The sequence below is a fragment of the Helicobacter pylori SA221C genome, assembly GCF_000476855.1.
GTDB lineage: Bacteria > Campylobacterota > Campylobacteria > Campylobacterales > Helicobacteraceae > Helicobacter > Helicobacter pylori_DK.
Genome location: NZ_CBPT010000019.1, coordinates 1 through 21,422 on the forward strand (window position 1 = coordinate 1; position 21,422 = coordinate 21,422).

The 21,422-nt window shown below is 36.8% G+C and carries 14 protein-coding genes, 1 tRNA gene and 1 pseudogene; 9 read left to right on the plus strand and 7 right to left on the minus strand.

The annotated features are described in order from the left end of the window. Positions 1–269: 269 nt before the first annotated feature. The 4 genes from thyX to QU01_RS07255 are packed head-to-tail and all read right to left on the minus strand — an operon-like array spanning position 270 to position 3,529. Positions 270–896 (minus strand): FAD-dependent thymidylate synthase, encoded by a 627-nt coding sequence (gene thyX, locus QU01_RS07240; RefSeq protein ID WP_033763246.1) that lies wholly within the window; start codon positions 894–896, stop codon positions 270–272. Positions 897–917: 21 nt separating this feature from the next. Next, on the minus strand, positions 918–2,711 hold the full coding sequence (gene glmS / locus QU01_RS07245) for a glutamine--fructose-6-phosphate transaminase (isomerizing) (RefSeq protein WP_033763245.1): 1,794 nt from the start codon (positions 2,709–2,711) through the stop codon (positions 918–920). Next, positions 2,712–2,951 carry a DUF2443 family protein gene (locus tag QU01_RS07250; protein WP_033763244.1) on the minus strand — a complete coding sequence of 80 codons (240 nt, stop codon included), beginning with the start codon at positions 2,949–2,951 and terminating at the stop codon, positions 2,712–2,714. Positions 2,952–2,986: 35 nt separating this feature from the next. Continuing rightward, a complete protein-coding gene (locus QU01_RS07255; RefSeq protein WP_033763243.1) occupies positions 2,987–3,529 on the minus strand; it encodes a nucleoside phosphorylase-I family protein in 543 nt (180 codons plus the stop codon). 152 nt (positions 3,530–3,681) lie between these two features. Between QU01_RS07255 and dnaA the strand changes: the two genes are divergently transcribed. Together dnaA and QU01_RS07270 are read left to right on the plus strand one after the other, a co-directional pair. Further along, a complete protein-coding gene (gene dnaA, locus QU01_RS07260) occupies positions 3,682–5,049 on the plus strand; it encodes a chromosomal replication initiator protein DnaA (RefSeq protein ID WP_033763241.1) in 1,368 nt (455 codons plus the stop codon). Between the two features lie 220 nt (positions 5,050–5,269). After that, positions 5,270–6,712 (plus strand): hypothetical protein, encoded by a 1,443-nt coding sequence (locus QU01_RS07270; RefSeq protein ID WP_033763240.1) that lies wholly within the window; start codon positions 5,270–5,272, stop codon positions 6,710–6,712. 2 nt (positions 6,713–6,714) lie between these two features. Here the strand turns inward: QU01_RS07270 and QU01_RS07275 are convergent. Beyond that, a tRNA-Phe gene (locus QU01_RS07275) sits at positions 6,715–6,790 on the minus strand. Between the two features lie 101 nt (positions 6,791–6,891). On the opposite strand from QU01_RS07275, the gene QU01_RS07280 reads away from it, so the two are divergent. Beyond that, positions 6,892–7,644 carry an exodeoxyribonuclease III gene (locus tag QU01_RS07280; protein WP_033763239.1) on the plus strand — a complete coding sequence of 251 codons (753 nt, stop codon included), beginning with the start codon at positions 6,892–6,894 and terminating at the stop codon, positions 7,642–7,644. Here QU01_RS07280 and QU01_RS07285 read toward each other — a convergent pair. Then, positions 7,641–8,276 carry an outer membrane protein gene (locus tag QU01_RS07285; RefSeq protein WP_033763567.1) on the minus strand — a complete coding sequence of 212 codons (636 nt, stop codon included), beginning with the start codon at positions 8,274–8,276 and terminating at the stop codon, positions 7,641–7,643. The two genes, QU01_RS07280 and QU01_RS07285, sit on opposite strands and share 4 nt — an antisense overlap. A 3-nt stretch (positions 8,277–8,279) precedes the next feature. Beyond that, on the minus strand, positions 8,280–8,627 hold the full coding sequence (locus tag QU01_RS07290; protein WP_000837061.1) for a hypothetical protein: 348 nt from the start codon (positions 8,625–8,627) through the stop codon (positions 8,280–8,282). A 76-nt stretch (positions 8,628–8,703) separates the two neighbouring features. Here QU01_RS07290 and recG point away from each other — a divergent pair, with 76 nt between their 5' ends. From recG to QU01_RS07325, 6 genes and pseudogenes are all read left to right on the plus strand, one after another. Continuing rightward, positions 8,704–10,575, plus strand: coding sequence for an ATP-dependent DNA helicase RecG (recG, locus tag QU01_RS07295; protein ID WP_033763248.1), 1,872 nt, complete (start codon positions 8,704–8,706; stop codon positions 10,573–10,575). A 57-nt stretch (positions 10,576–10,632) separates the two neighbouring features. Then, positions 10,633–12,683 (plus strand): annotated as a pseudogene (locus tag QU01_RS07300) (site-specific DNA-methyltransferase). A gap of 2 nt (positions 12,684–12,685) precedes the next feature. Continuing rightward, positions 12,686–15,607: a type III restriction-modification system endonuclease gene (locus tag QU01_RS07310; protein WP_033763233.1), complete on the plus strand. Its 2,922-nt coding sequence runs from the start codon at positions 12,686–12,688 to the stop codon at positions 15,605–15,607. 186 nt (positions 15,608–15,793) lie between these two features. Continuing rightward, a complete protein-coding gene (locus QU01_RS07315; RefSeq protein WP_033763232.1) occupies positions 15,794–16,081 on the plus strand; it encodes a DUF7149 domain-containing protein in 288 nt (95 codons plus the stop codon). 1 nt (position 16,082) lies between these two features. Beyond that, positions 16,083–19,850, plus strand: coding sequence for a type IIG restriction enzyme/methyltransferase (locus QU01_RS07320; RefSeq protein ID WP_033763231.1), 3,768 nt, complete (start codon positions 16,083–16,085; stop codon positions 19,848–19,850). A 418-nt stretch (positions 19,851–20,268) separates the two neighbouring features. Then, positions 20,269–21,422 (plus strand): RNA-directed DNA polymerase (locus QU01_RS07325; RefSeq protein ID WP_195743086.1); only part of this gene is annotated, 1,154 nt, incomplete at its 3' end.

Sequence of the window (21,422 nt, forward strand, 5' to 3'; positions counted from 1 at the left end):
AAGCTTAAGGGAACGCTCTTAGAAAATCAGCGTTTCACAGAAACGATCACTTTAAGCCCCAAAAAAGCAAACTCAAAGTATAATGTTTTCCAAGAGCGTTTGTTATGTGGCTTTGGCATAACATGCTCCTTTTAAGGTAGTTTGCCCCATAAAGCCACTTATGGGGCGTGATGAGATTCTACAGCAAACCCCCTTAAAACCTCATCTAATCAAACACAAGGCGTTTTTAAAACATCAAAGAATGAGCTATTAAGCGGTATTGTTTAAAATTAGTGCTTCAAACAATCTTCAAACAAATACTGATGCTCGCCAGGTAAAGCGTCAAATAAGGCTTTGGCTAAATCTTGCATTTCTTTTAAGGCTTTATTACTGCTTCTTAAAGTCAATAAATTTTGCAAGCTCCTAGCGTTAATGCTATAGGCTAAATGCGTTTTATAGCTTTCAGGCATGGCGTATTTGGCTAAATCGTTTTTAATGTTATGCTCGCTCAATAAGATCCTTAGATTTTCCAAAGCTAAAACGCTCATTGCATTCACTTTTTCATTATCCACAAAAACTAAAAACTCTTTAGCTCTTTCTAAATTCGTTTCATTAAGGGGTAAAAAGCTCTCCACTTCTTTCAATTCCCTTAAAGTGTAGCGGCTTGATTTCACGCTCAAGCTCGCTATTCGATGCCGGCTCAATTCTTGCAGCGCTCCCCTGCTCAAACCCTTGATTTCAAAATTGTAATAAAGATGCTCTAAAGTGGAAGAATGCCTAAAAATATTCCCCACCCTGTGGATGAGTTCCTTATCTTTACAACCGCCACCATCGCTGTATTCAAAGCTCTGCCAGCAAGTGCGGATCGCTTGGCTTGCAATGTCTAAAGGGGTGTAGTGCTTACAAATTACTTCCATTATTTGACTCCTAATCGCTTTTTATTCCACGGTAACGCTTTTAGCTAAGTTTCTTGGGTGATCCACATCGTGGTTCAAACGCATAGCGATTTCTAAGGCTAAAAGCTGCACCGCTAAATTCATGCGGAAAAATTCCTCCATGTAGCTTTCGCTCTCTTCTAATTGGATAAAATCATCAGCAATTTCTAAAATTTCAGAGCTTAACACGCAAATCGTAGAATCCCTAGCGCTCAATTCTTCAATATTGCTTTTGGTTTTATCAAATAACAAGTGCTTAGACAATAGAGCAATGGTAAAAAGGTTAGAATCCACCAACGCAATAGGCCCATGCTTCATTTCCGCGCTCGCATACCCCTCAGCGTGCAAATAGCTGATTTCTTTAAGTTTCAACGCTCCTTCTAAAGCGAGCGGGTAAAACACATCGCGCCCGATATAAAAAAAGCCATGCCCATGCAAGTAGCGTTTGGATAAGCGCTTGATTTTTTCATGCAATTTAGGCTCTACTTTCATCGCCTTCACGCTATTGAGCATGTTTTTGGCTTGGATTCTTTCTTCTTCTTTAGAGATGGTCCCTAGCTGTTTGCCTAGATACACGCTCAAAAGCCATAAAAGCATCACCTGCGAAGAAAACGCCTTAGTGGATGCCACGCTTCTTTCCACCCCCGCTCTAATTAAAAGCGTGTGATCACTAATGCGGCTCATCATGCTAAAAGGAGCGTTACACAAACTAATGGTTTTAAGCCCTTGGGCTTTGGCTAATTTTAAAGCCTCCAAAGTGTCAGCGGTTTCCCCGCTTTGAGAAATCGCTATAAAAAGCTCGTTAGGGTTGCTTTTAAAATGGGCGTAGCGGTATTCGCTCGCTAAAATGGCCCTCGCTCTTATTTTGGCCAATCTTTCAAACAAATACACGCTCGCCAAACTCGCATGGTAACTGCTCCCACAAGAACACAGCGTGATTTCATTCACATTTTCTAAAAATTCAGGATCGATCTCACAATACACATTCAAGGCTTCCAAGCGCCCCTCTAAACACTCTAACAAACTGCTGTGCTGCTCATAAATCTCTTTTTCTAAATAATTCCTGAAATTGCCTTTAGAATAATCCTTGTTTTCAAAAGCGTAATCTTTCATGTTTTCAATGTGTTTTAAATCTTTAAAATTTTCTAAAGAAATCTGCCCCACGCTGTTTTCTTCTAAAATGACAAATTGATCCACTTTAGGGGCTAACACGCTCAAACTGGACGCAAAAAACACCCCCTCTTTGCCCTTACCCACGATTAAAGGCGAAGAAGATTTAGCGTAAAACAAGCTCTCTTTAGCCCTTTTATGGAGCATTAAAATTGCATAACTCCCTTTTAAAAGGCTGATGCTTTTTTCAAAGGCTTTCAATAAATCGCTCTCGCTTTTAAGCGTTTCTTCTAATAAATGCGCAATGACTTCCGTGTCCGTTTGGCTCAAAAACGCATGCCCTTTGTTTTCCAATTCTTTTTTCAAACTCGCATAATTTTCAATGATGCCATTATGCACTAAGGCTAAATTTTCTGTAAAATGCGGGTGGGCGTTCGCGCTGCTTGGCTTGCCATGCGTGGCCCATCTGGTATGAGCGATACTCACGCCAAAATCCAAAAACTCTTTATTTTTAAGCTCTAGTTTAAGGTTTTCTAATTTCCCTTGAGTTTTAAACACTTCCAAACGATCATTGCTCAATACGGCTAAGCCAGCGCTGTCATAGCCTCTGTATTCTAATTCCTTTAAACCCTCTAAAAGAACGGATTTTTTCTCGCTATCCCCTATATAACCTACAATCCCGCACATTTAAAACACCAATAACCCTTTTTTGATTTTATTTAAAGCGTTAATAAGCTCCTTTAGGTGCTCCACTTCTTCGCTTAATTGCGTAAAAAACGCTTCATTCACGCCCTTTGGCATGTCCATGCTCCCTCTTTTAATTTCAATAAAATCCCCCAAACTCAAATTCGCCAATTTTAAAAGCATTTCAATTTCATTTTGCGAATCTTCAATCTCCGCTAAAATCTTGCGCATTTTTTCAAACATCCAACTGCCTTTAATTTTAGAATGCTCCATGATAGCTAAAGTATTAAACTATCAATGGTGTTTTCTAAAATTTGTTTGACTTTGGCGTGGTTTTCTTTAAATTCCTGATGCGCGTTAAGTCCCACATGGTTACTCACGCAAAAAATCCCTTTAGCCTTTAAAGAAAACGCCTTAGCCACGCTTAAAACGCTAAAAAACTCCATGTTTTCTAATAAAACGCCCTTTTGAACCATTTTTTTAGCAAACATTTCGCCGGTGTGGATATAGTTACTGCTATTCACACGCACCCTTTCAAAAAGAGCTTCCTCTTCAGTTTCTATGTGAATAAAATTATCCAAAGGCGTGTAGCTGTTTAAATGGCTAAAACTCTCTTCAACTTGATAGCCGCAAACGCTTTCAAACACGCTTAAAAGCTCAATTTCTGGGCTATAACTCCCCGCGCTCCCTATAAAAATAAGGCTTTCTGTATCAGGGTTTTTTAAACACATTCTCGTTAAATTGATCGCACTCTCTATCAAACCCACACCAATAGGCACCGCCCCTTTTAAAGTTTCATTCTTTCCCGCGCAAAGCAGCATGAAAATCCTTTTTTCGCATCCATTAGCTTATTATAAAGCAAGCATTATAGACAAACCCTTAAAAGAAACACCTTAATTTTAAGGCTTCATTCACATTTCATTCACATGTTATTCCTTTTTCATTCACAACTTATTCACGCTATAATAACGCCATGGATACCAACAACAATATTGAAAAAGAAATCTTGGCGCTAGTCAAACAAAAAGTTAGCCCCATAGAGTATGAAAATTGCTTGAGCCAGCTCAAATACAACCCTAACGCGAGCAAGAGCGATATCGCCTTTTTTTATGCCCCTAACATGCTCTTATGCAATTGGATTACGGCCAAACACGGCGCGTTGCTTAAAGAAATTTTAAGCCAGAATAAAGTCGGCATGCATTTAGCCCATAGTGTGGACGTGCGTATTGAAGTAGCGCCTAAAATCCAAATTAGCGCCCAAGCTAATATCAATTACAAAGCCATAAAAACGAGCGTCAAAGACTCTTACACTTTTGAAAATTTTGTCGTAGGCTCATGCAATAACACCGTTTATGAAATCGCTAAAAAAGTTGCCCAAAGCGATACCCCCCCTTATAACCCGGTGCTTTTTTATGGCGGCACAGGGTTAGGCAAAACGCACATTTTAAACGCTATCGGCAACCATGCCCTAGAAAAGCATAAAAAAGTCGTGTTAGTCACTTCAGAAGATTTTTTGACAGATTTTTTAAAGCATTTAGACAACAAAACCATGGATTCTTTTAAAGAAAAATACCGCCATTGCGACTTTTTCTTGTTAGATGACGCTCAATTTTTGCAAGGAAAACCCAAGCTAGAAGAAGAATTTTTCCACACTTTTAACGAATTGCACGCCAACAGCAAACAAATCGTATTGATTTCAGACCGATCGCCTAAAAACATCGCCGGCTTAGAAGATCGCTTAAAATCGCGCTTTGAATGGGGGATAACCGCTAAAGTCATGCCCCCTGATTTAGAAACCAAACTTTCCATCGTCAAGCAAAAATGCCAACTCAATCAAATCACTCTGCCTGAAGAAGTGATGGAATACATCGCCCAACACATCAGCGACAACATCCGCCAAATGGAAGGTGCGATCATTAAAATCAGCGTGAACGCGAACTTAATGAACGCCACCATTGATTTAAACCTCGCTAAAACCGTTTTAGAAGATTTGCAAAAAGATCATGCTGAAGGCTCAAGCTTGGAAAATATCTTGCTCGCTGTCGCGCAAAGCTTGAATCTCAAATCCAGCGAAATCAAAATCTCTTCACGCCAAAAAAATGTCGCTTTGGCGAGAAAATTAGTCGTGTATTTTGCCAGGCTTTATACCCCTAACCCCACGCTCTCGCTCGCTCAATTTTTGGATTTAAAGGATCATTCAAGCATTTCTAAAATGTATTCTAGCGTTAAAAAAATGCTTGAAGAAGAAAAAAGCCCTTTTATTTTAAGCCTTAGAGAAGAAATCAAAAACCGCTTGAACGAATTGAACGACAAAAAAACCGCTTTCAATTCAAGTGAATGAAAAAAGGTTTATGAAAAAGCGTTTCATTCACTTTTTTTCAAATCCCACAACCCCCCTAAAAACGCGCGCCTCTAAAGCTTTTTATTGTTTCATTCCATCCATTCACGCCCCTACTACTGTTACTAATTATTATTAATTAAAGTGTTACCTATCTATAACTTATTGATGACTTTTACTAAACCTTTTTTTAAGCTATAATCCAAAATAAAAAGGAACAAGCATGAAAAAAACCCTTTGTCTGTCTTTCTTTCTGACTTTCTCTAACCCTCTTCAAGCCCTTGTGATCGAGCTTTTAGAAGAGATCAAAACTTCACCGCATAAAGGCACTTTTAAGGCTAAAGTCCTTGATTCTAAAGAACCAAGACAAGTTTTAGGCGTTTATAATATCTCCCCACACAAAAAACTCACGCTCACTATCACCCACATATCTACTGCAATTGTTTATCAACCCCTTGATGAAAAACTTTCTTTAGAAACGACCTTAAACCCTAACCGCCCTACTATCCCTAGAAACACCCAAATTGTTTTTTCTTCAAAAGAATTGAAAGAGCCGCACTCGCACCAAATGCCTTCTTTAAACGCACCCATGCAAAAACCACAAAATAAACCCAGCTCATCGCAACAATCCTCTCAAAACTTTTCTTACCCAGAACCCAAACTAGGCTCTAAAAACTCTAAAAACAGCCTTTTACAGCCTTTAGTAACTCCTAGCAAAGTAAGCCCTACTAATGAAGTTAAAACGCCAACAAACGACGCTAATCCCCCTTTAAAACATTCTTCACAAGATCAAGAAAACAACCTCTTTGTAACGCCACCCACTGAAAAAACGCTCCCTAATAACAACACCCCTAACGCTGATAGTAATGAAAACAATGAAAGCAACGAAAATAGGGATAATGTGGAAAAACAAGCGATTAGAGATCCTAATATCAAAGAATTCGCATGCGGGAAGTGGGTTTATGATGATGAAAATTTACAAGCCTATCGCCCAAGCATTTTAAAACGCGTTGATAAAGACAAAGAGGTTACAACAGACATTACCCCTTGCGATTACAGCACCGCTGAAAATAAAAGCGGTAAGATCATTACCCCTTATACTAAAATTTCTGTTCATAAAACAGAGCCTTTAGAAGACCCTCAAACTTTTGAAGCTAAAAATAATTTCGCCATTCTCCAAGCCAGAAGCTCTACAGAAAAATGCAAAAGGGCCAGAGCGAGAAAAGACGGCACGACCAGGCAATGCTATCTGATAGAAGAGCCTTTAAAACAAGCATGGGAGAGTGAGTATGAAATCACCACGCAATTAGTGAAAGCCATTTATGAGCGCCCCAAACAAGACGATCAAGTAGAGCCGACTTTTTATGAAACCAGCGAATTGGCTTATTCTTCCACACGAAAAAGCGAAATAACGCGTAATGAATTGAATTTGAATGAAAAATTCATGGAATTTGTGGAAGTGTATGAGGGGCATTATTTAAACGATATAGTCAAAGAAAGCAGTGAATACAAAGAATGGGTTAAAAACCATGTGCGCTTTAAAGAAGGGGTGTGCATGGCTTTAGAAATAGAAGAGCAACCACGAGCTAAAAGCACGCCTTTGAGTATTGAAAACTCTCGTGTTGTGTGTGTCAAAAAGGGGAATTATTTATTCAACGAAGTTTAAAATGGTGGCTTGAGGCGGAATCGAACCACCGACACGAAGATTTTCAGTCTTCTGCTCTACCGACTGAGCTATCAAGCCAAGCAAAAGACGATTATTACATAAAAAAGGTAAAACAAAGCTTAATTTTTAAAAAAATGACTAAAAAGATATAATTCATTCAAAATCAAACAAGGATTAAAATGAAATTGATTTCATGGAATGTGAACGGGTTAAGGGCTTGCATGACTAAGGGCTTTATGGATTTTTTTAATAGCGTAAATGCGGATGTTTTTTGCATTCAAGAATCTAAAATGCAGCAAGAACAAAACATTTTTGAATTTAAAGGGTATTTTGATTTTTGGAATTGTGCGATTAAAAAGGGCTATTCTGGGGTGGTAACTTTCACTAAAAAAGAGCCTTTAAGCGTGAGCTATGGCATTGATATGGAAGAGCATGACAAAGAAGGGCGCGTTATCACTTGCGAATTTGAATCGTTTTATTTAGTGAATGTTTATACCCCTAATTCCCAACAAGCCCTATCCAGGCTTAGTTATCGCATGAGTTGGGAAGTGGAATTTAGGAAATTTTTAAAAGCTTTAGAATTGAAAAAACCGGTCATTGTGTGCGGGGATTTGAATGTGGCCCACAATGAAATTGATTTAGAAAACCCTAAAACCAACCGAAAAAACGCGGGCTTTAGCGATGAAGAGAGAGAAAAATTCAACGAGCTTTTGAACGCCGGTTTTATTGACACTTTCCGTTATTTTTACCCTAACAAAGAAAAGGCTTACACCTGGTGGAGTTACATGCAACAAGCGAGGGATAAAGACATTGGTTGGCGTATTGATTATTTTCTATGCTCTAATCCTTTAAAAACGCGCTTAAAAGACGCTTTAATCTATAAAGATATTTTAGGGAGCGATCATTGCCCGGTGGGGTTGGAATTAGTTTAAAGATAGAAAGTGTGCGAAATAAAGACAGAAAAAAGCCTTACAAAGGGTGAGTCGTATTCAAAAGCAAAAGGCCATTTGATCCCCACTTCAATACTAGCGTCATGGTGGAATAGCACGGTTTGGAATTTAAACCCTACTAAACCTAACATCCTAAAATTAGAAGTTTTGAGTGAAAACCCTTGAATGCTACGCCAATCGTCAATGATGAAATTCGCGCTGTGTTTGGAAATCGTCCATGTGTTTTCAGCAACTTGCATGCCATAAAAAAGGGAAAAAACATACAAGGGGTTTTTATTGTATTCTACGATCAAATCCCCTCCAAAGCCGTAAGTGAACATGTTCGCTTGAGCGCTTGTTCTTTTGTTGAGGATAACATTCCCGTAATCCATAAAAAAGTAATAGCGCGAATAAAACCAGTAGTTAGTGGGGTTAATCTCCCAGCCTAAAGAAAAGCTCGCCCCTTCAATCGTGCGTTTGAGATCGTTGTATTTTTTCATGATCATTTTCCCCACCTGGTATTGAGAAGCCACATAAAAACGGCTTTTAGCTTGCGTAAGGGTAGGGCTTAAAAAACAAACGCTTAAAAATAAAGGGGTTACTTTTTTAAATAAATCCTTTGAAAAAAATTTCACACTTTAATACTTCCTGTTGAGTGGGGAGTTGAGATTGTCTTGGTGGTTAGTGGCTCGTTGCAAAACGTTGTTCGTTCTTTTTTGCGAAGGATCAGCGTTTTCTTCATTATTGATTTCATCAATTTTATTTTCATTATTGATCAGATCATTCACCTCTTTAGTGACTTTTTCATCTTCTTCTTCATGCTCAATCTTTTTTATATCCTTATTAGGTTGATTGATTTGATTGTTTTGAGTGGTTTTAGTGTTGTTTTGGTGCGATTGGGACGATTTTTTAGGCTCGTCTTTACATGCGCTCAACACGCTTAAAACAAAAGAGATAGCGATAAAATGAGTGATTTTAGATTTCATCAATTAAATTTCCTTAAGTCAATGTATAATTTGTTTATTTTATCATAAAAACGATTAAGGATTGACTAAGAACAAATTGCAAGAAATAAATCATTTATTAAAAACATTGAACGTGAAATCGCTTTTAGAAGCCTTGCTTGTTTATACGCCTAAGGGTTATAAGGATTTAAGCTTGTTAGAGCGTTTTGAAACGGGCTTGAGCGGCGTTTTAGAAGTGGGTATTTTAGAGAAAAAAAACTACGCCAAAGTTTTAAAGATTTTCGCCTATTCCAAACGATTTTACAAAAATTTAGAGCTTGTTTTTTTCAATCACAGCGCGTTTTATTATAACCAGTTTAAAACCGGCGAGAGTTTATTCATTTATGGTAAATTAGAGCAAAGCTCTTTTAATCAAGCTTATATCATTAACACACCTAAAATCCTTACCGAATTTGGAAAAATTTCTTTAATTTTTAAAAAAGTTAAAAATCATAAAAAAATCCAAGAAAATTTACAAAAACTCCTTTCGTTAGAAAATTTAAAAAAGGAAGGCGTTAAAGAGAATATCGCGCGTTTGTTGTTAGAAATCTTTTTCCCCACGCCGCATTTTGTCAAGGATTTTGAAACGAATAAAAATTTTCCTTCGCAACATTTAAACGCATTAAAATACATTGAAATGCTTTTTTATATGAAAAATTTAGAGCGCAAAAAATTGCAATTCAGTGCTAAAATCGCATGCCCCAATAATAGCGAACGCTTGAAAGCGTTCATCGCTTCTTTACCCTTCAAACTCACGCGCGATCAACAAAACGCCATTAAAGAAATCCAAAGCGATCTCACTAGTTCTATAGCGTGCAAGCGTTTGATTATAGGCGATGTGGGTTGTGGGAAAACGATGGTGATTTTAGCGAGCATGGTATTAGCTTACCCCAATAAAACCCTTTTAATGGCGCCCACTTCCATTCTCGCTAAACAGCTTTATAACGAAGCCTTAAAATTTTTACCCCCTTATTTTGAAGTGGAATTGCTGCTTGGCGGGAGCCACAAGAAGCGATCCAATCATTTGTTTGAAACAATCACTCATGTGGTTATCGGCACGCAAGCGTTGTTGTTTGATAAGCGCGATTTGAATGAATTCGCTTTAGTAATCACTGATGAACAGCACCGATTTGGCACCAAGCAACGCTACCAATTAGAAAAAATGGCAAGCAGTAAGGGTAATAAACCCCATTCTTTGCAATTTTCCGCTACCCCCATTCCTCGCACGCTCGCCCTAGCCAAAAGCGCATTTGTGAAAACGACCATGATTAGAGAAATCCCTTATCCTAAAGAGATTGAAACTTTAGTCTTGCATAAAAGAGATTTTAAAATAGTGATGGAAAAAATCAGCGAAGAAATCGCTAAAAACCATCAGGTCATTGTCGTCTATCCATTAGTGAATGAAAGCGAAAAAATCCCGTATTTATCGCTCAGTGAGGGGGCAAGTTTTTGGCAAAAACGCTTTAAAAAGGTTTATACCACTTCAGGGCAGGATAAAAATAAAGAAGAAGTGATTGAAGAATTTAGAGAGTCCGGGAGCATTCTTTTAGCGACTACGCTCATTGAGGTGGGCATTTCTTTACCACGATTGAGCGTGATGGTGATTTTAGCGCCCGAAAGGTTAGGCTTAGCGACTTTACACCAGTTAAGGGGGCGCGTGTCTCGTAACGGCTTGAAAGGCTATTGTTTTTTATGCACGATCCAAGAAGAAAACGAACGATTAGAAAAGTTTGCTGATGAATTGGACGGCTTTAAAATCGCTGAATTGGATTTAGAATACAGAAAAAGCGGGGATTTACTCCAAGGGGGGGAGCAGAGCGGGAATAGTTTTGAATACATTGATTTAGCTAGAGATGAAAGCATTATCGCTGAAGTGAAACAGGATTTTTTAAAGGCCGCTAGCGTTTCACGGGGAACATTTGAAAATTGAAAATTGAAAATTAAGGCAGAATTGGGTAATTTAAATCATTTAAAATAAAGGATAGCAATGCAAAATAAAGAAATTGGTGGAGAAAAAAGCGTTAATGAAAAAAATGTAGAGGTTTTTAATCGTTATTTTCCCGGTTGCTTGAGTATAGAAAATGATGATAAGCTCACGCTAGATGTGGGAAGATTAAAAGCGTTACTCGGGGATTTTAGCGAGATAAAAGAAGAGGGCTATGGGTTGGATTTTGTGGGTAAGAAAATCGCCTTAAATCAAGCTTTTAAGAAAAACAATAAGATTTTGAAGCCCTTAAATCAATCCACGAGCAAGCACATTCTCATCAAGGGCGATAATTTAGACGCTCTCAAAATCTTAAAACAAAGCTATAGTGAAAAAATCAAAATGATTTACATTGACCCTCCTTACAACACGAAAAACGAGAATTTTATCTATGGCGATGATTTCTCACAATCCAATGAAGAGACTTTAAAACAATTGGATTATTCTAAAGAAAAGCTGGATTACATTAAGAATCTTTTTGGGTCAAAATGCCATAGCGGGTGGCTTAGTTTCATGTATCCTAGATTGTTGCTCGCTAAAGATTTGCTCAAACAAGACGGCGTGATTTTCATTTCTATTGACGATAACGAATGCGCCCAACTCAAACTTTTATGCGATGAAATTTTTGGGGAAGATAATTTTTTATCATCTTTGACTTGGCTTAAAGGTAACGCACAAAATGATGCGCAATATTTTCAAAACAATTATGAAAATATTCTTGCTTATGCAAAGCATGTTGAAGCGCTTAATCTTAATCGCATGGCTTCAAAAAAAGAAGTCAAAGTATTTTGTGAAAATGATAAATACTATTATGAAGGGGCTGGGCTTACAACAGGCGGAGCCGGAGGGACTTTAAACGCACGAGCAAATTTAGGTTATAGTATTTACTATAATCCTAAAACGCTAGATTTTTTAGGTGTAGATGATTATGATAAAGAATTAGCAAAAAGTAGTAATGATGAAAACCTAGTTTATAACGATAGACAAGACTTATTAAAACAAGGCTATAAAATCATAAGACCACCAAAAAAGGGTGTTGGACTTGGGCGTTGGACTTGGGCGTTGGATACTTTTAATAGTAATAAAAATATTATTTCTATTAAAAAAAATAGTAGAAATGAATATGTAATTTGTAAAAAAGAATTTTTAGATAAAAGCCAAGTCAAACAAAATGAAAACGGCGAATTTTACGCTATTTTAGACAAATCATCGCCCGCAAGAAATGTGATAGAAAATATCGGCGGTGGTAATGGGACAAAAGAAGTTAATGCCCTTTTTAATCAAAAGATTTTCAATAACCCTAAACCTCTAAAACTCATCAACCGACTGATTGAATTATCCACAAACGAGGGCGACATCATCTTAGACTTTTTTGCCGGGAGCGGGACAACCGCGCATGCGGTGTTAGAGAGTAATAAGAGCGATTATCAAAAATTAAGTGAGGGGGGGGGGGGTTATTTAATGGCTTGAACGCCACATTTAAAGAAAGGCACTTCATTCTCGTCCAGTTAGATGAAAAAATCGATCCCAAGAAAAACAAAAGCGCGCATGATTTTTGTTTAAACACCCTAAAATCACCCTCCCCAAGCATTTTTGACATCACTGAAGAAAGGATTAAAAGAGTGGGGGCTAAAATCCAAGAAGCTTGCCCTCATTTAGATGTGGGGTTTAGAGCGTTTGAAATCATTGATGATGAAACGCATGCTAATGATAAAAATCTCAGTCAAGCCCATCAAAAGGATTTGTTCGCTTATTCCAACCCAAAAAAATGGGAAACTCAAACGATTTTAATCAAGCTTTTAGGCTGCGAGGGTTTGGATCTCACTACCCCTATAATTTGCTTGATTGAAAACGCCTTGTATCTGACTTTAAATACGGCTTTCATTGTGGGGGATATAGAAATGAGCGAAGTTTTAGAAAACTTGAAAGATAAAGGGGTGGAAAAAATTAGCATGTATATGCCAGCTATCAGTAACGACAGGCTGTGTTTGGAATTGGGCAGTAATTTGTTGGATTTGAAATTAGAGAGCGGCGATTTAAAGATTAGGGGGTAGAGGTGAAAATCAAATTCAAACGATTAGACTATCAGGAGCAATGCCGGGACCAAATTTTAGGGGTGTTTAAGGGGATTGATTTGAGAGAGTCAGAAAATGACGCTCAAAGGATTTCTAACCCTGTTTTTGAAATAGGGGCGATCAAAGATGTTTTATTAGAAAATATTGAGAATTTGCGATCGAAACAAAAAATAACCCAGGGGAGCGTGGGGATTGACAAGTCGTTAAACTGCGATATTTTAATGGAAACAGGCACCGGGAAGACCTTTTGCTTTTTGGAGTGCGTTTATGCCTTGCACAAAAACTACCGTTTGTCAAAATTCATCGTTTTAACGCCAAGCAACGCCATTAAATTAGGGGTTTTAAAGAGTGTTGAAATCACAAGAGAATTTTTTAAAAGCGAATATTCTAACACGCATTTAGAAAGCTATGAAGATGTAGAAAGATTTATTTTAGCGAGTAATCACAAATGCTGCGTGTTGGTGATGACTTTTTCTGCCTTTAATAAAGAGAAAAATACTATCAACAAATCATGCCTAGAAAACACGAATCTATTCAACGGCGCAAAAAGTTACATGCAAGCTTTAGCCAGTATCCGCCCCATCGTAATCATGGACGAACCACACCGATTTTTAGGCGATAAAACAAAGAATTATTTGGAAAAATTAAACGCTTTAGTCACGCTCAGGTTTGGGGCGACTTTTAGAGATGATTATAATAATTTGATTTATGTGCTAGATAGCAAAAAAGCGTTTGATGATGGGCTAGTGAAAAGCATTAGCGTGGCGTCTGTGGGGGAGAGTGATGAGTATTTTTTGGAAGTTAAAGAGGTTAAAAAAATACAAAATGAATACGAAGCCATTATCAATTACACGAATTTAGAAAATAAAATCAAAAGCGTCAAAGTCAAAAAGCACGATAATCTAGGGGAGCTAACCCATATCAGCGCTTTAAAAGATTATGTTGTAGAAAACATCGTTAAAAAGGAAGTGCGTTTTTTGAATGGCGTTAATTTGTTGCTGGATCAAAAAGAGCCATTTTCTCATCTTTTAGAGGGCGAGCAAGAAATAATGCTAAAAATAGCGATAGAAAGCCATTTTGAAAGAGAAGAAGAGCTTTATAAAAAAGGGGTTAAAGCCTTGTGCATGGTGTTTATTAGCGGGGTGAATAGCTATTTAAGCGAAAATGAAAAACCGGCTAAATTAGCCCTTTTGTTTGAAAAACTTTACCAACAAGAGCTTGAAAAAGTCTTAAAAAAGCCTTTAGATGAAAATTATAGAGCGTATTTAGAGCGCGCTAAAGAGGACATTAAAAAAGTGCATGGAGGGTATTTTGCTAAAAGCAATAAAGAGGGCGATGAAGCTAAAGCGATTGAACTCATTTTAAAAGAAAAAGAAAAATTGCTGAGTTTTGATTCCGATCTCAGGTTTATTTTTTCGCAATGGGCGTTGCAAGAGGGGTGGGATAACCCTAATGTGATGACGATTTGCAAATTAGCCCCTAGCCATTCCAATATCACTAAATTGCAACAAATTGGCAGAGGCTTAAGGCTCGCTGTGAATCAAAAGGGCGAACGCATCACTAAAGAGCATGCGGATTTTGATTGTGTCAATGAATTAGTCGTGATCGTGCCGCAAGTGGAGGGGGATTTTGTGGGAGCGATCCAGCAAGAGATAAGCGAACACAGCTTGATTAAACAAGCGTTTAGTGGGGGAGAATTGGAAGAAAAAGGAGTGATTAAAAAAGGGTTTTACGGGATTTTATTTGACAAATTGGAGAGTTTGGGGTTTGGGGAAATCACAGATGATGGGAATTTTAAACTCACCCTCAATCAAAACGAATTTTTAGAAAAGGAAAAAGAATTAGAAAATTTAAAAGATGAAACATACTTGGATTTTGAAAAATTAAAAGATTTTTTAAAAGATCGCTTGATGGGCCATTCTAGGGTGAAAAACAAAAACGAGCGAAAAACTGAAAAAATTAAAATCAATCAAGAAAATTTTAAAAAATTTGAAGCCTTATGGGAGAGTTTGAACTATAAAGCCCGGATCACTTATGCTATGGATAGCGAGAGCTTGATTGAAGAGATTGTCAAAAAAATCCATTCTTCTTTTGAAGTCAGTTCAAAAAGCGTTGCGCTTACAAAATACAAAAAAGTAGAAACCATGGAAAAAAACGCCGAGACAAAGTCTATTGAGCGAAAAAGCGTGTGTTCATGGAGCTTGCATGAATTTATCAGCGCCTTGTCTAATAAGGTGAAATTGAGTTTTAAAAGCGTGGCTAAAGTGTTAGAAAAAATGGATGCAAAAAAGTTTAATGAAATTAAAAAAAACGAACAAGAGGGCTTAAGGCGTTTAGAAGATCTGTTTTTGGAAATCATTTATCAAAATATTGAAGACAAAATTTCCTATCAAATGCGCGAAACGGCTGTTAAAAACAAGAAAAACGATGCGTTTTATGACGAAAAGGGAGAGGTTAGAGAATTTTTAGACGGGAGCTTGGGGGCGGACAAATATGAAATTAAAAATGCAAGCGCGCAAGAAAAATGCCTGTATGAAAATTTCATGCAAGTGGATAGTGAGATTGAAAAAGACACGATTGAAGAATCTAACGACACTAAAATCATTGTTTTTGGCAAGCTCCCTAGGGTTAAGATCCCGGTAGGGTTGAATCAAACTTATAGCCCTGATTTTGGGTATGTGGTTGAAAATAACGATAAAAAAGTGTTGTTAGTGGTAGAAACTAAGGGGGTTGAACATGAAAACGAATTGCGCCCTGAAGAAAAGCGCAAAATTTCAACCGCTAAGAAATTTTTTGAAGCTTTAAAAAAGCGAGGCGTGAATATTGAATACGAAACCAAGTTGAATAACGATCAATTAAGCGCGTTGATCAATGAAGTTTTAAACTATGCAAAACAGAGTTAAAGAAAGATCAATTACCCCAATGTTTCACATGAAACAATTTTGACTTTTTGTTTTTGTTTAAAATCCTATTTTACAGCTTGCGTTTGCATAGTAAAAAGCGCGGTTTAAAGAAAAGCGTTTTCTTTGGATTTCACGGCCATTTTGCTATAATTTAATCGCATTTTTATTAGATCTCAAAGGCATTTTATGATTAATTTCGCTTTCAAACCGCTTGAAAATTTCATTAAAAAGTATAGTCCCCAAACACCCACGACAGAAACTATAGAAAATTTTAAAAAAGAAATAAACAGCTTGCTAGAAAACGTGCCAAGACAAGATGATGAAGAATTTCAAAAAAATGAAATCAACAAATTTTTAGAAAAAGTCTCAAGCATTGAAAAGCATTACACTTATAAAAGCGTGGCATTAAAAAACGCTTTTATAAACAACGATAAACTTTTAAAGCATATGTTTTTAAGCGATGCAAGGAATTAACATGGACTATAAAAAATTAGATTTACCCAACACAAACTACCCAAATAAAGAGCAACTGGAAGATTTCAAAACAGCTTTTGACGCTTTTTTAGAAACCAACCAACAAGAAAATGAAAATCACCACAACGACGCTTTTAATGATTTATTGAAAGGCGTTTTTAAATACAAGGTTAAGCCCACCAAAAAAATAGACAGCGCTATTCTTAATGACAATAACGAAGTGGAAGTGATCATTGAATTTAAAGCCCTTAAAAACCCCAACGAATTTATTAAAAAGGGCGATTTGAATGTTAAAGCCCTTCATGAAAGCCTCTTGTATTATCTCACAGAAAGAAAAGAGGGTAATAACAACCTTAAGCATCTTATCTTAGCCACTATTAAAGAGCTTTATATCATTGATGCGAACGAATTTGAGGTTTTTAATAAAGATAAAGAAATTAAAAAAGCCTTTGAAAATTGTCATGATAAAAAGGGTAACGATCCACGCACAAAAGCGTTTTATGATGCTTGCCAAAAGCGCCTTAATGAGCTTGATCATTCTTTGAAATACCATCATATCCCTCTCAAAAAAGAAAATTTAGCCCTAATCTATCAAGCCCTAAGTCCTAATTTTTTGCTCAAAATTCCAAAATATTCTGACGCCAACACGCTTAACAAAGATTTTTATGAAGAATTGCTTTATATTTTAGGACTAGAAGAGCAAAAAGAGCAAAAAGGGGGGAAATTTTTAATCAAGCCTAGCGATACCAAAAACTCCCTAAGTTATGCCCTAAAAGAGCAATACAACAATTTAGATGATGAAATAGTCATGGCGTTACTGATTGCTTGGAATAACCGCATTTTGTTTTTACGGCTTTTAGAAAGCCTTTTAATTTCTTTCAATCATTTTGAAAAACCTTTTTTAACCACAGAGAATTTTAAGGATTTCAACGCCCTAAACACCCTCTTTTTTGAAGTTTTAGCCAAGAAAAACAGCGAGCACTCCCAAGCCATTAAAGAAAACAAGATTTTAGGGAAAATCCCTTATTTGAACTCCAGTTTGTTTGATAAAACGCCTTTGGAATTGAATGGGTATGAAATCAAATTGCTCAATAATAAGCCTTTAGAGATTTATCCCAAGTCCATTCTCAAAAAAGATGAAAATTACCAAAAACAAAAAGATTTGCCCTTGCTGGAATACCTTTTTGCATTTTTGCGCCTTTATAAATTCACCACTACTCCTGAAGACATTAAAAATAATACCGATACCAGCGAAAGCCGTTTGATTAACCCTAGCGTTTTGGGGCTTGTTTTTGAAAAACTCAACGGCTATAAAGAGGGGAGTTTTTATACCCCAAGCTTCATCACAAGCTACATGTGCAAAGAGAGTATCACGAAAAAAATCGTGTTGGATAAATTCAACGCCATTTATCAGTGGGACTGCAAAGATCTAGAAGCGTTGCGAGAAAAAATAGGCAGAAATTTTTCAAATGAAAAAGCTAAAGAATACCTAAACACGCTTTTAACCTTACGCATTTGCGATCCGGCGGTGGGGAGCGGGCATTTTTTAGTTTCTGCACTCAATGAAATGGTGTGGGTTGCTTATAAGCTAGGGCTTATTACTTCTTTGTTTGGCTGCAATCTCATGTTGGAAAACGATGAAATCATCATTCGCACGCCACCAAAGGGTGAAGTCTTTAACTACACCATGACAGAGATTGAAAACGACCCCCACCACATCCAAAAAGAACTTTTTGAGCTTAAAAAATCCATCATTGAAAACTGCCTTTTTGGCGTGGACATTAACCCCAACTCTTGCGAAATCACCAAGCTCAGGCTATGGATAGAGCTTTTAAAATACAGCTATTATATTTTTGAAGAGGGCAAGAACACTCACGATCTTGAAACCCTCCCTAACATTGATATTAATATCAAGTGCGGTAATAGTTTGATCTTTAATTTCCCTCTAAACTCTAAGCTCACTATTGGACAGACACCAGAGTTTGCTAGACAGCTCAAAACCGAAATCAAAGAATACAAAAATTCTGTAATGCTCTATAAAGAAGGTTTAGAAGAAAAAACTAAAATTTTACAAAATATCGCTAAACTCAAATCCCTTATCACCAACTATTTTATCGAGCAACACCAAGCAAACAAACACCTTAAAGAATCGCTTAAGGCTTTTATAAGTGAATACGGCGATGGGATTTTTGATCTCAGCACAGAATTTGGCATGGAGATGCTAAAGATCGCAAGGAAAAATAACTATAAATTTAACCCCACACTAGAAAACATGAAACCAAACCCCATAGGCGTGGAAGCGAATAGACTGCTCATTAAAATCAAAGAATGCTATGAAATATTAGAAAATCTAAGAAATTCCAAAGCTCTTGAATGGCGCTTTGAATTTCCTGAAGTGCTAGATGATGAAGGGAATTTTTTAGGTTTTGATTGCATTATAGGCAACCCGCCTTATATCCGCCAAGAAAAAATCAAAGACTTAAAACCTTTATTACAAAAGCAATACCCCAATTTCTACAACAGCTCAAGCGACATTTACACCTACTTTTTTGCCCTGGCTTTCAACCTTTTAAAAGAAAAGGGGTTTAACGCTTTCATCACTTCTAACAAATACACGCGCGCTCAATACGGCGCCAAATTAAGAGGGTTTTTACTCAAAAACACCACCATTATCAGCTACATGGAATTGAGCGCCTTAAAAGTCTTTGAAAGCGCCACAGTGGATGCAAGCATCATCAATTTCATCAAGCAAACGCCCACAAAAGAAAGCGTTTTTGAATATTACGAACCCATAAAAAACGATAAGGAGGATTTGAAAAACGCCCACCATCTCCACATAAAACAAAACGTGCTCAAAACAGAAAGCTTTATTTTTGCCAACCCCACGCTTTTAGACTTAAGGGACAAAATAGAACAAAATGGCACCCCGCTTAAAGACTGGGGCATTCAAATCTATCGTGGTATCTTAACCGGCTCTAACGAAGCCTTTATCATTCCCACTGAAAAAAGAGACGAAATCTTAAAAAATTGCGATGATGCGCAAAAAGATAGCATGGGAATGAGCGAAAGAGAAAGGACAAAAGAGCTTATCAAACCGATTTTAAGAGGGAGGGACATTAAAAGGTATCGTTATGAGTGGGCGGGGGAGTGGCTGATTAACACCCATAACGGCTACACTTCTTTTTCTCATAAAATCCCTCCCATAGATATAGAACAATACCCCGCAATCAAAGCGCATTTAGACTCTCATTGGGACAAAATATCCAAAAGAGACGATCAAGGAAACACCCCTTATCACTTAAGGAATTGCGCGTATATTGAGGATTTTGAAAAAGAGAAAATTGTGTATGGCGAGATCGTGCAAGAGCCACGATTTTATTTAGATAATGGAGAATGCGAGTTAGGGTATTTTTATGCAGAAGCCACGAGCTTTATCCTCACAGGAGAGCATTTGCACTATCTTTTAGGAATGTTGCATTCTCAATTGGTTACTTTTGCTTTCAAAACTTTCTATGCAGGTGGCGGACTGGGTGAGAGTGGTTATCGCTATAAAAAGGCTTTTATAGAACGGCTCCCCATTCCTAAAATCACTCATAAAAACCAAGAATTAGCCGATAAAATCACCGATGGCGCGAAGCAAATCCTAGCGCTAAAAGAAAAAGACCCTAAAGCTAACACTCAAAAGTTAGAAAAAGAAATTGACGCTTTAGTCTATCGGCTCTACCACCTCACCGATGAAGAAATTAAAATCATTGAAGATGGGCAGTGAATAAAAAGCGCTTTACCTTAAAGGAAACCCCTTAAATAGGGGAAACCTTTGGCTTAATGGGTTTTTTTAACAACGATTTTAACCCTATACTTAAAAAAAGGTATTTTTAAGTATAATACAACCAAAGGCTTTTTACCATGTTTTTTGGACATAGTAATCCTTTGAAGGTGATTTACCCCCTAATCTCTAGCGAAAAACTAGGGGGTGAGCGTTATTTTATCCTAACCCTTAAAACAAGCAAGAACAATCAAACACAATTTAAAGATTAAAAAAGCTTTTTCTAACGCATGGCTTTGGAATAAAACCATATAAAGAATAGTGGGGGGCTTTAAAGCAAACGCCTTAAAAACTAAAAAATACGATAAAATCGCTTTTAAATCTGTATATTGGCAACAGAAAAACTTTCAAAAAGAGGGTAATATCAGTGAAAAAAGTGAAAGAAAAGACTTATTTTGAATGTCTTAATGAGATTTCTCAAAATAAACTTTTTAAGGGATTGTTAAGATACGGAATGTTTGCAGAAAGGATTCCTAATTTTCTGACATCAAAGCCTTTTTACAGATATTGCAAGAATAATAAAGATAAGATATTCCCCAAACGCAAGATGGGGTATCAGCATATTACTTACGAGGGAATAAGAGATATTGGAACGCCCAGATATTTTGCTATCCCTAATCCTTTGGCTTATTATAATCAATGCAAAATTCTACGGGATAATTGGGATAAATTAAAGGAGTATTTTAAAGAAAAGACAGATGACAATACCCATAAGATCAGCCGCATCCACATTCAAAAAATTCCTAAAAATAAAAAAATTTTTCAAAACGATTATTCTAAAGATAGAGTTGCTATGAGAAAAAGTATTTTTGATATGGGTCATAAAGATATTTTTTGTGAGGGGAAATTGGGGAGGAGTATTCGTATTGGTGCTAGATACAAGCTAAAGGCTGATATATCCACTTGCTTCCCAAGCATTTATACGCATTCGATTCCTTGGGCAATAAGAGATAAAGAAATTGCTAAAAAAGACAAAAATCATTGGAGCGATGAGATTGATACCCAAACAAGAAACATGAATCATAAGGAAACTACGGGGATTCTTATTGGACCGCATAGTTCCAATTTGATTTCAGAAATTATTTTAGTCGCCGTTGATGGGGATTTAAAAAAATTAAGAAAAGATCAAAATAAAACAGAATATAGATATATTAGGCACATTGATGATTATACTTGCTATGTGAATTCAAGAGATGAGGCAGAACAATTTACAATCGATCTCGCAAAGTGTCTTAAAAAATATAACCTTTCACTCAATCACAAAAAAACAAAAATTTTTGAACTCCCTTTGATGCATGAAGAAGAATGGATCAATCAGTTAAAAATTTTTAAAATGGATGAGTATAAAGGGAAAATTAAATACCCTAGCGTTGTTGCTTTTTTAGATAAATCTATTGCATTGATAAGGCAAAATGATAATAAGGCTTCTATTTTAAAATATGCTATAAAAATGCTCAACAAAAAGAAGATGACATATAACGCAAGAGAATATTATTTTAGCACCTTGCACCATTT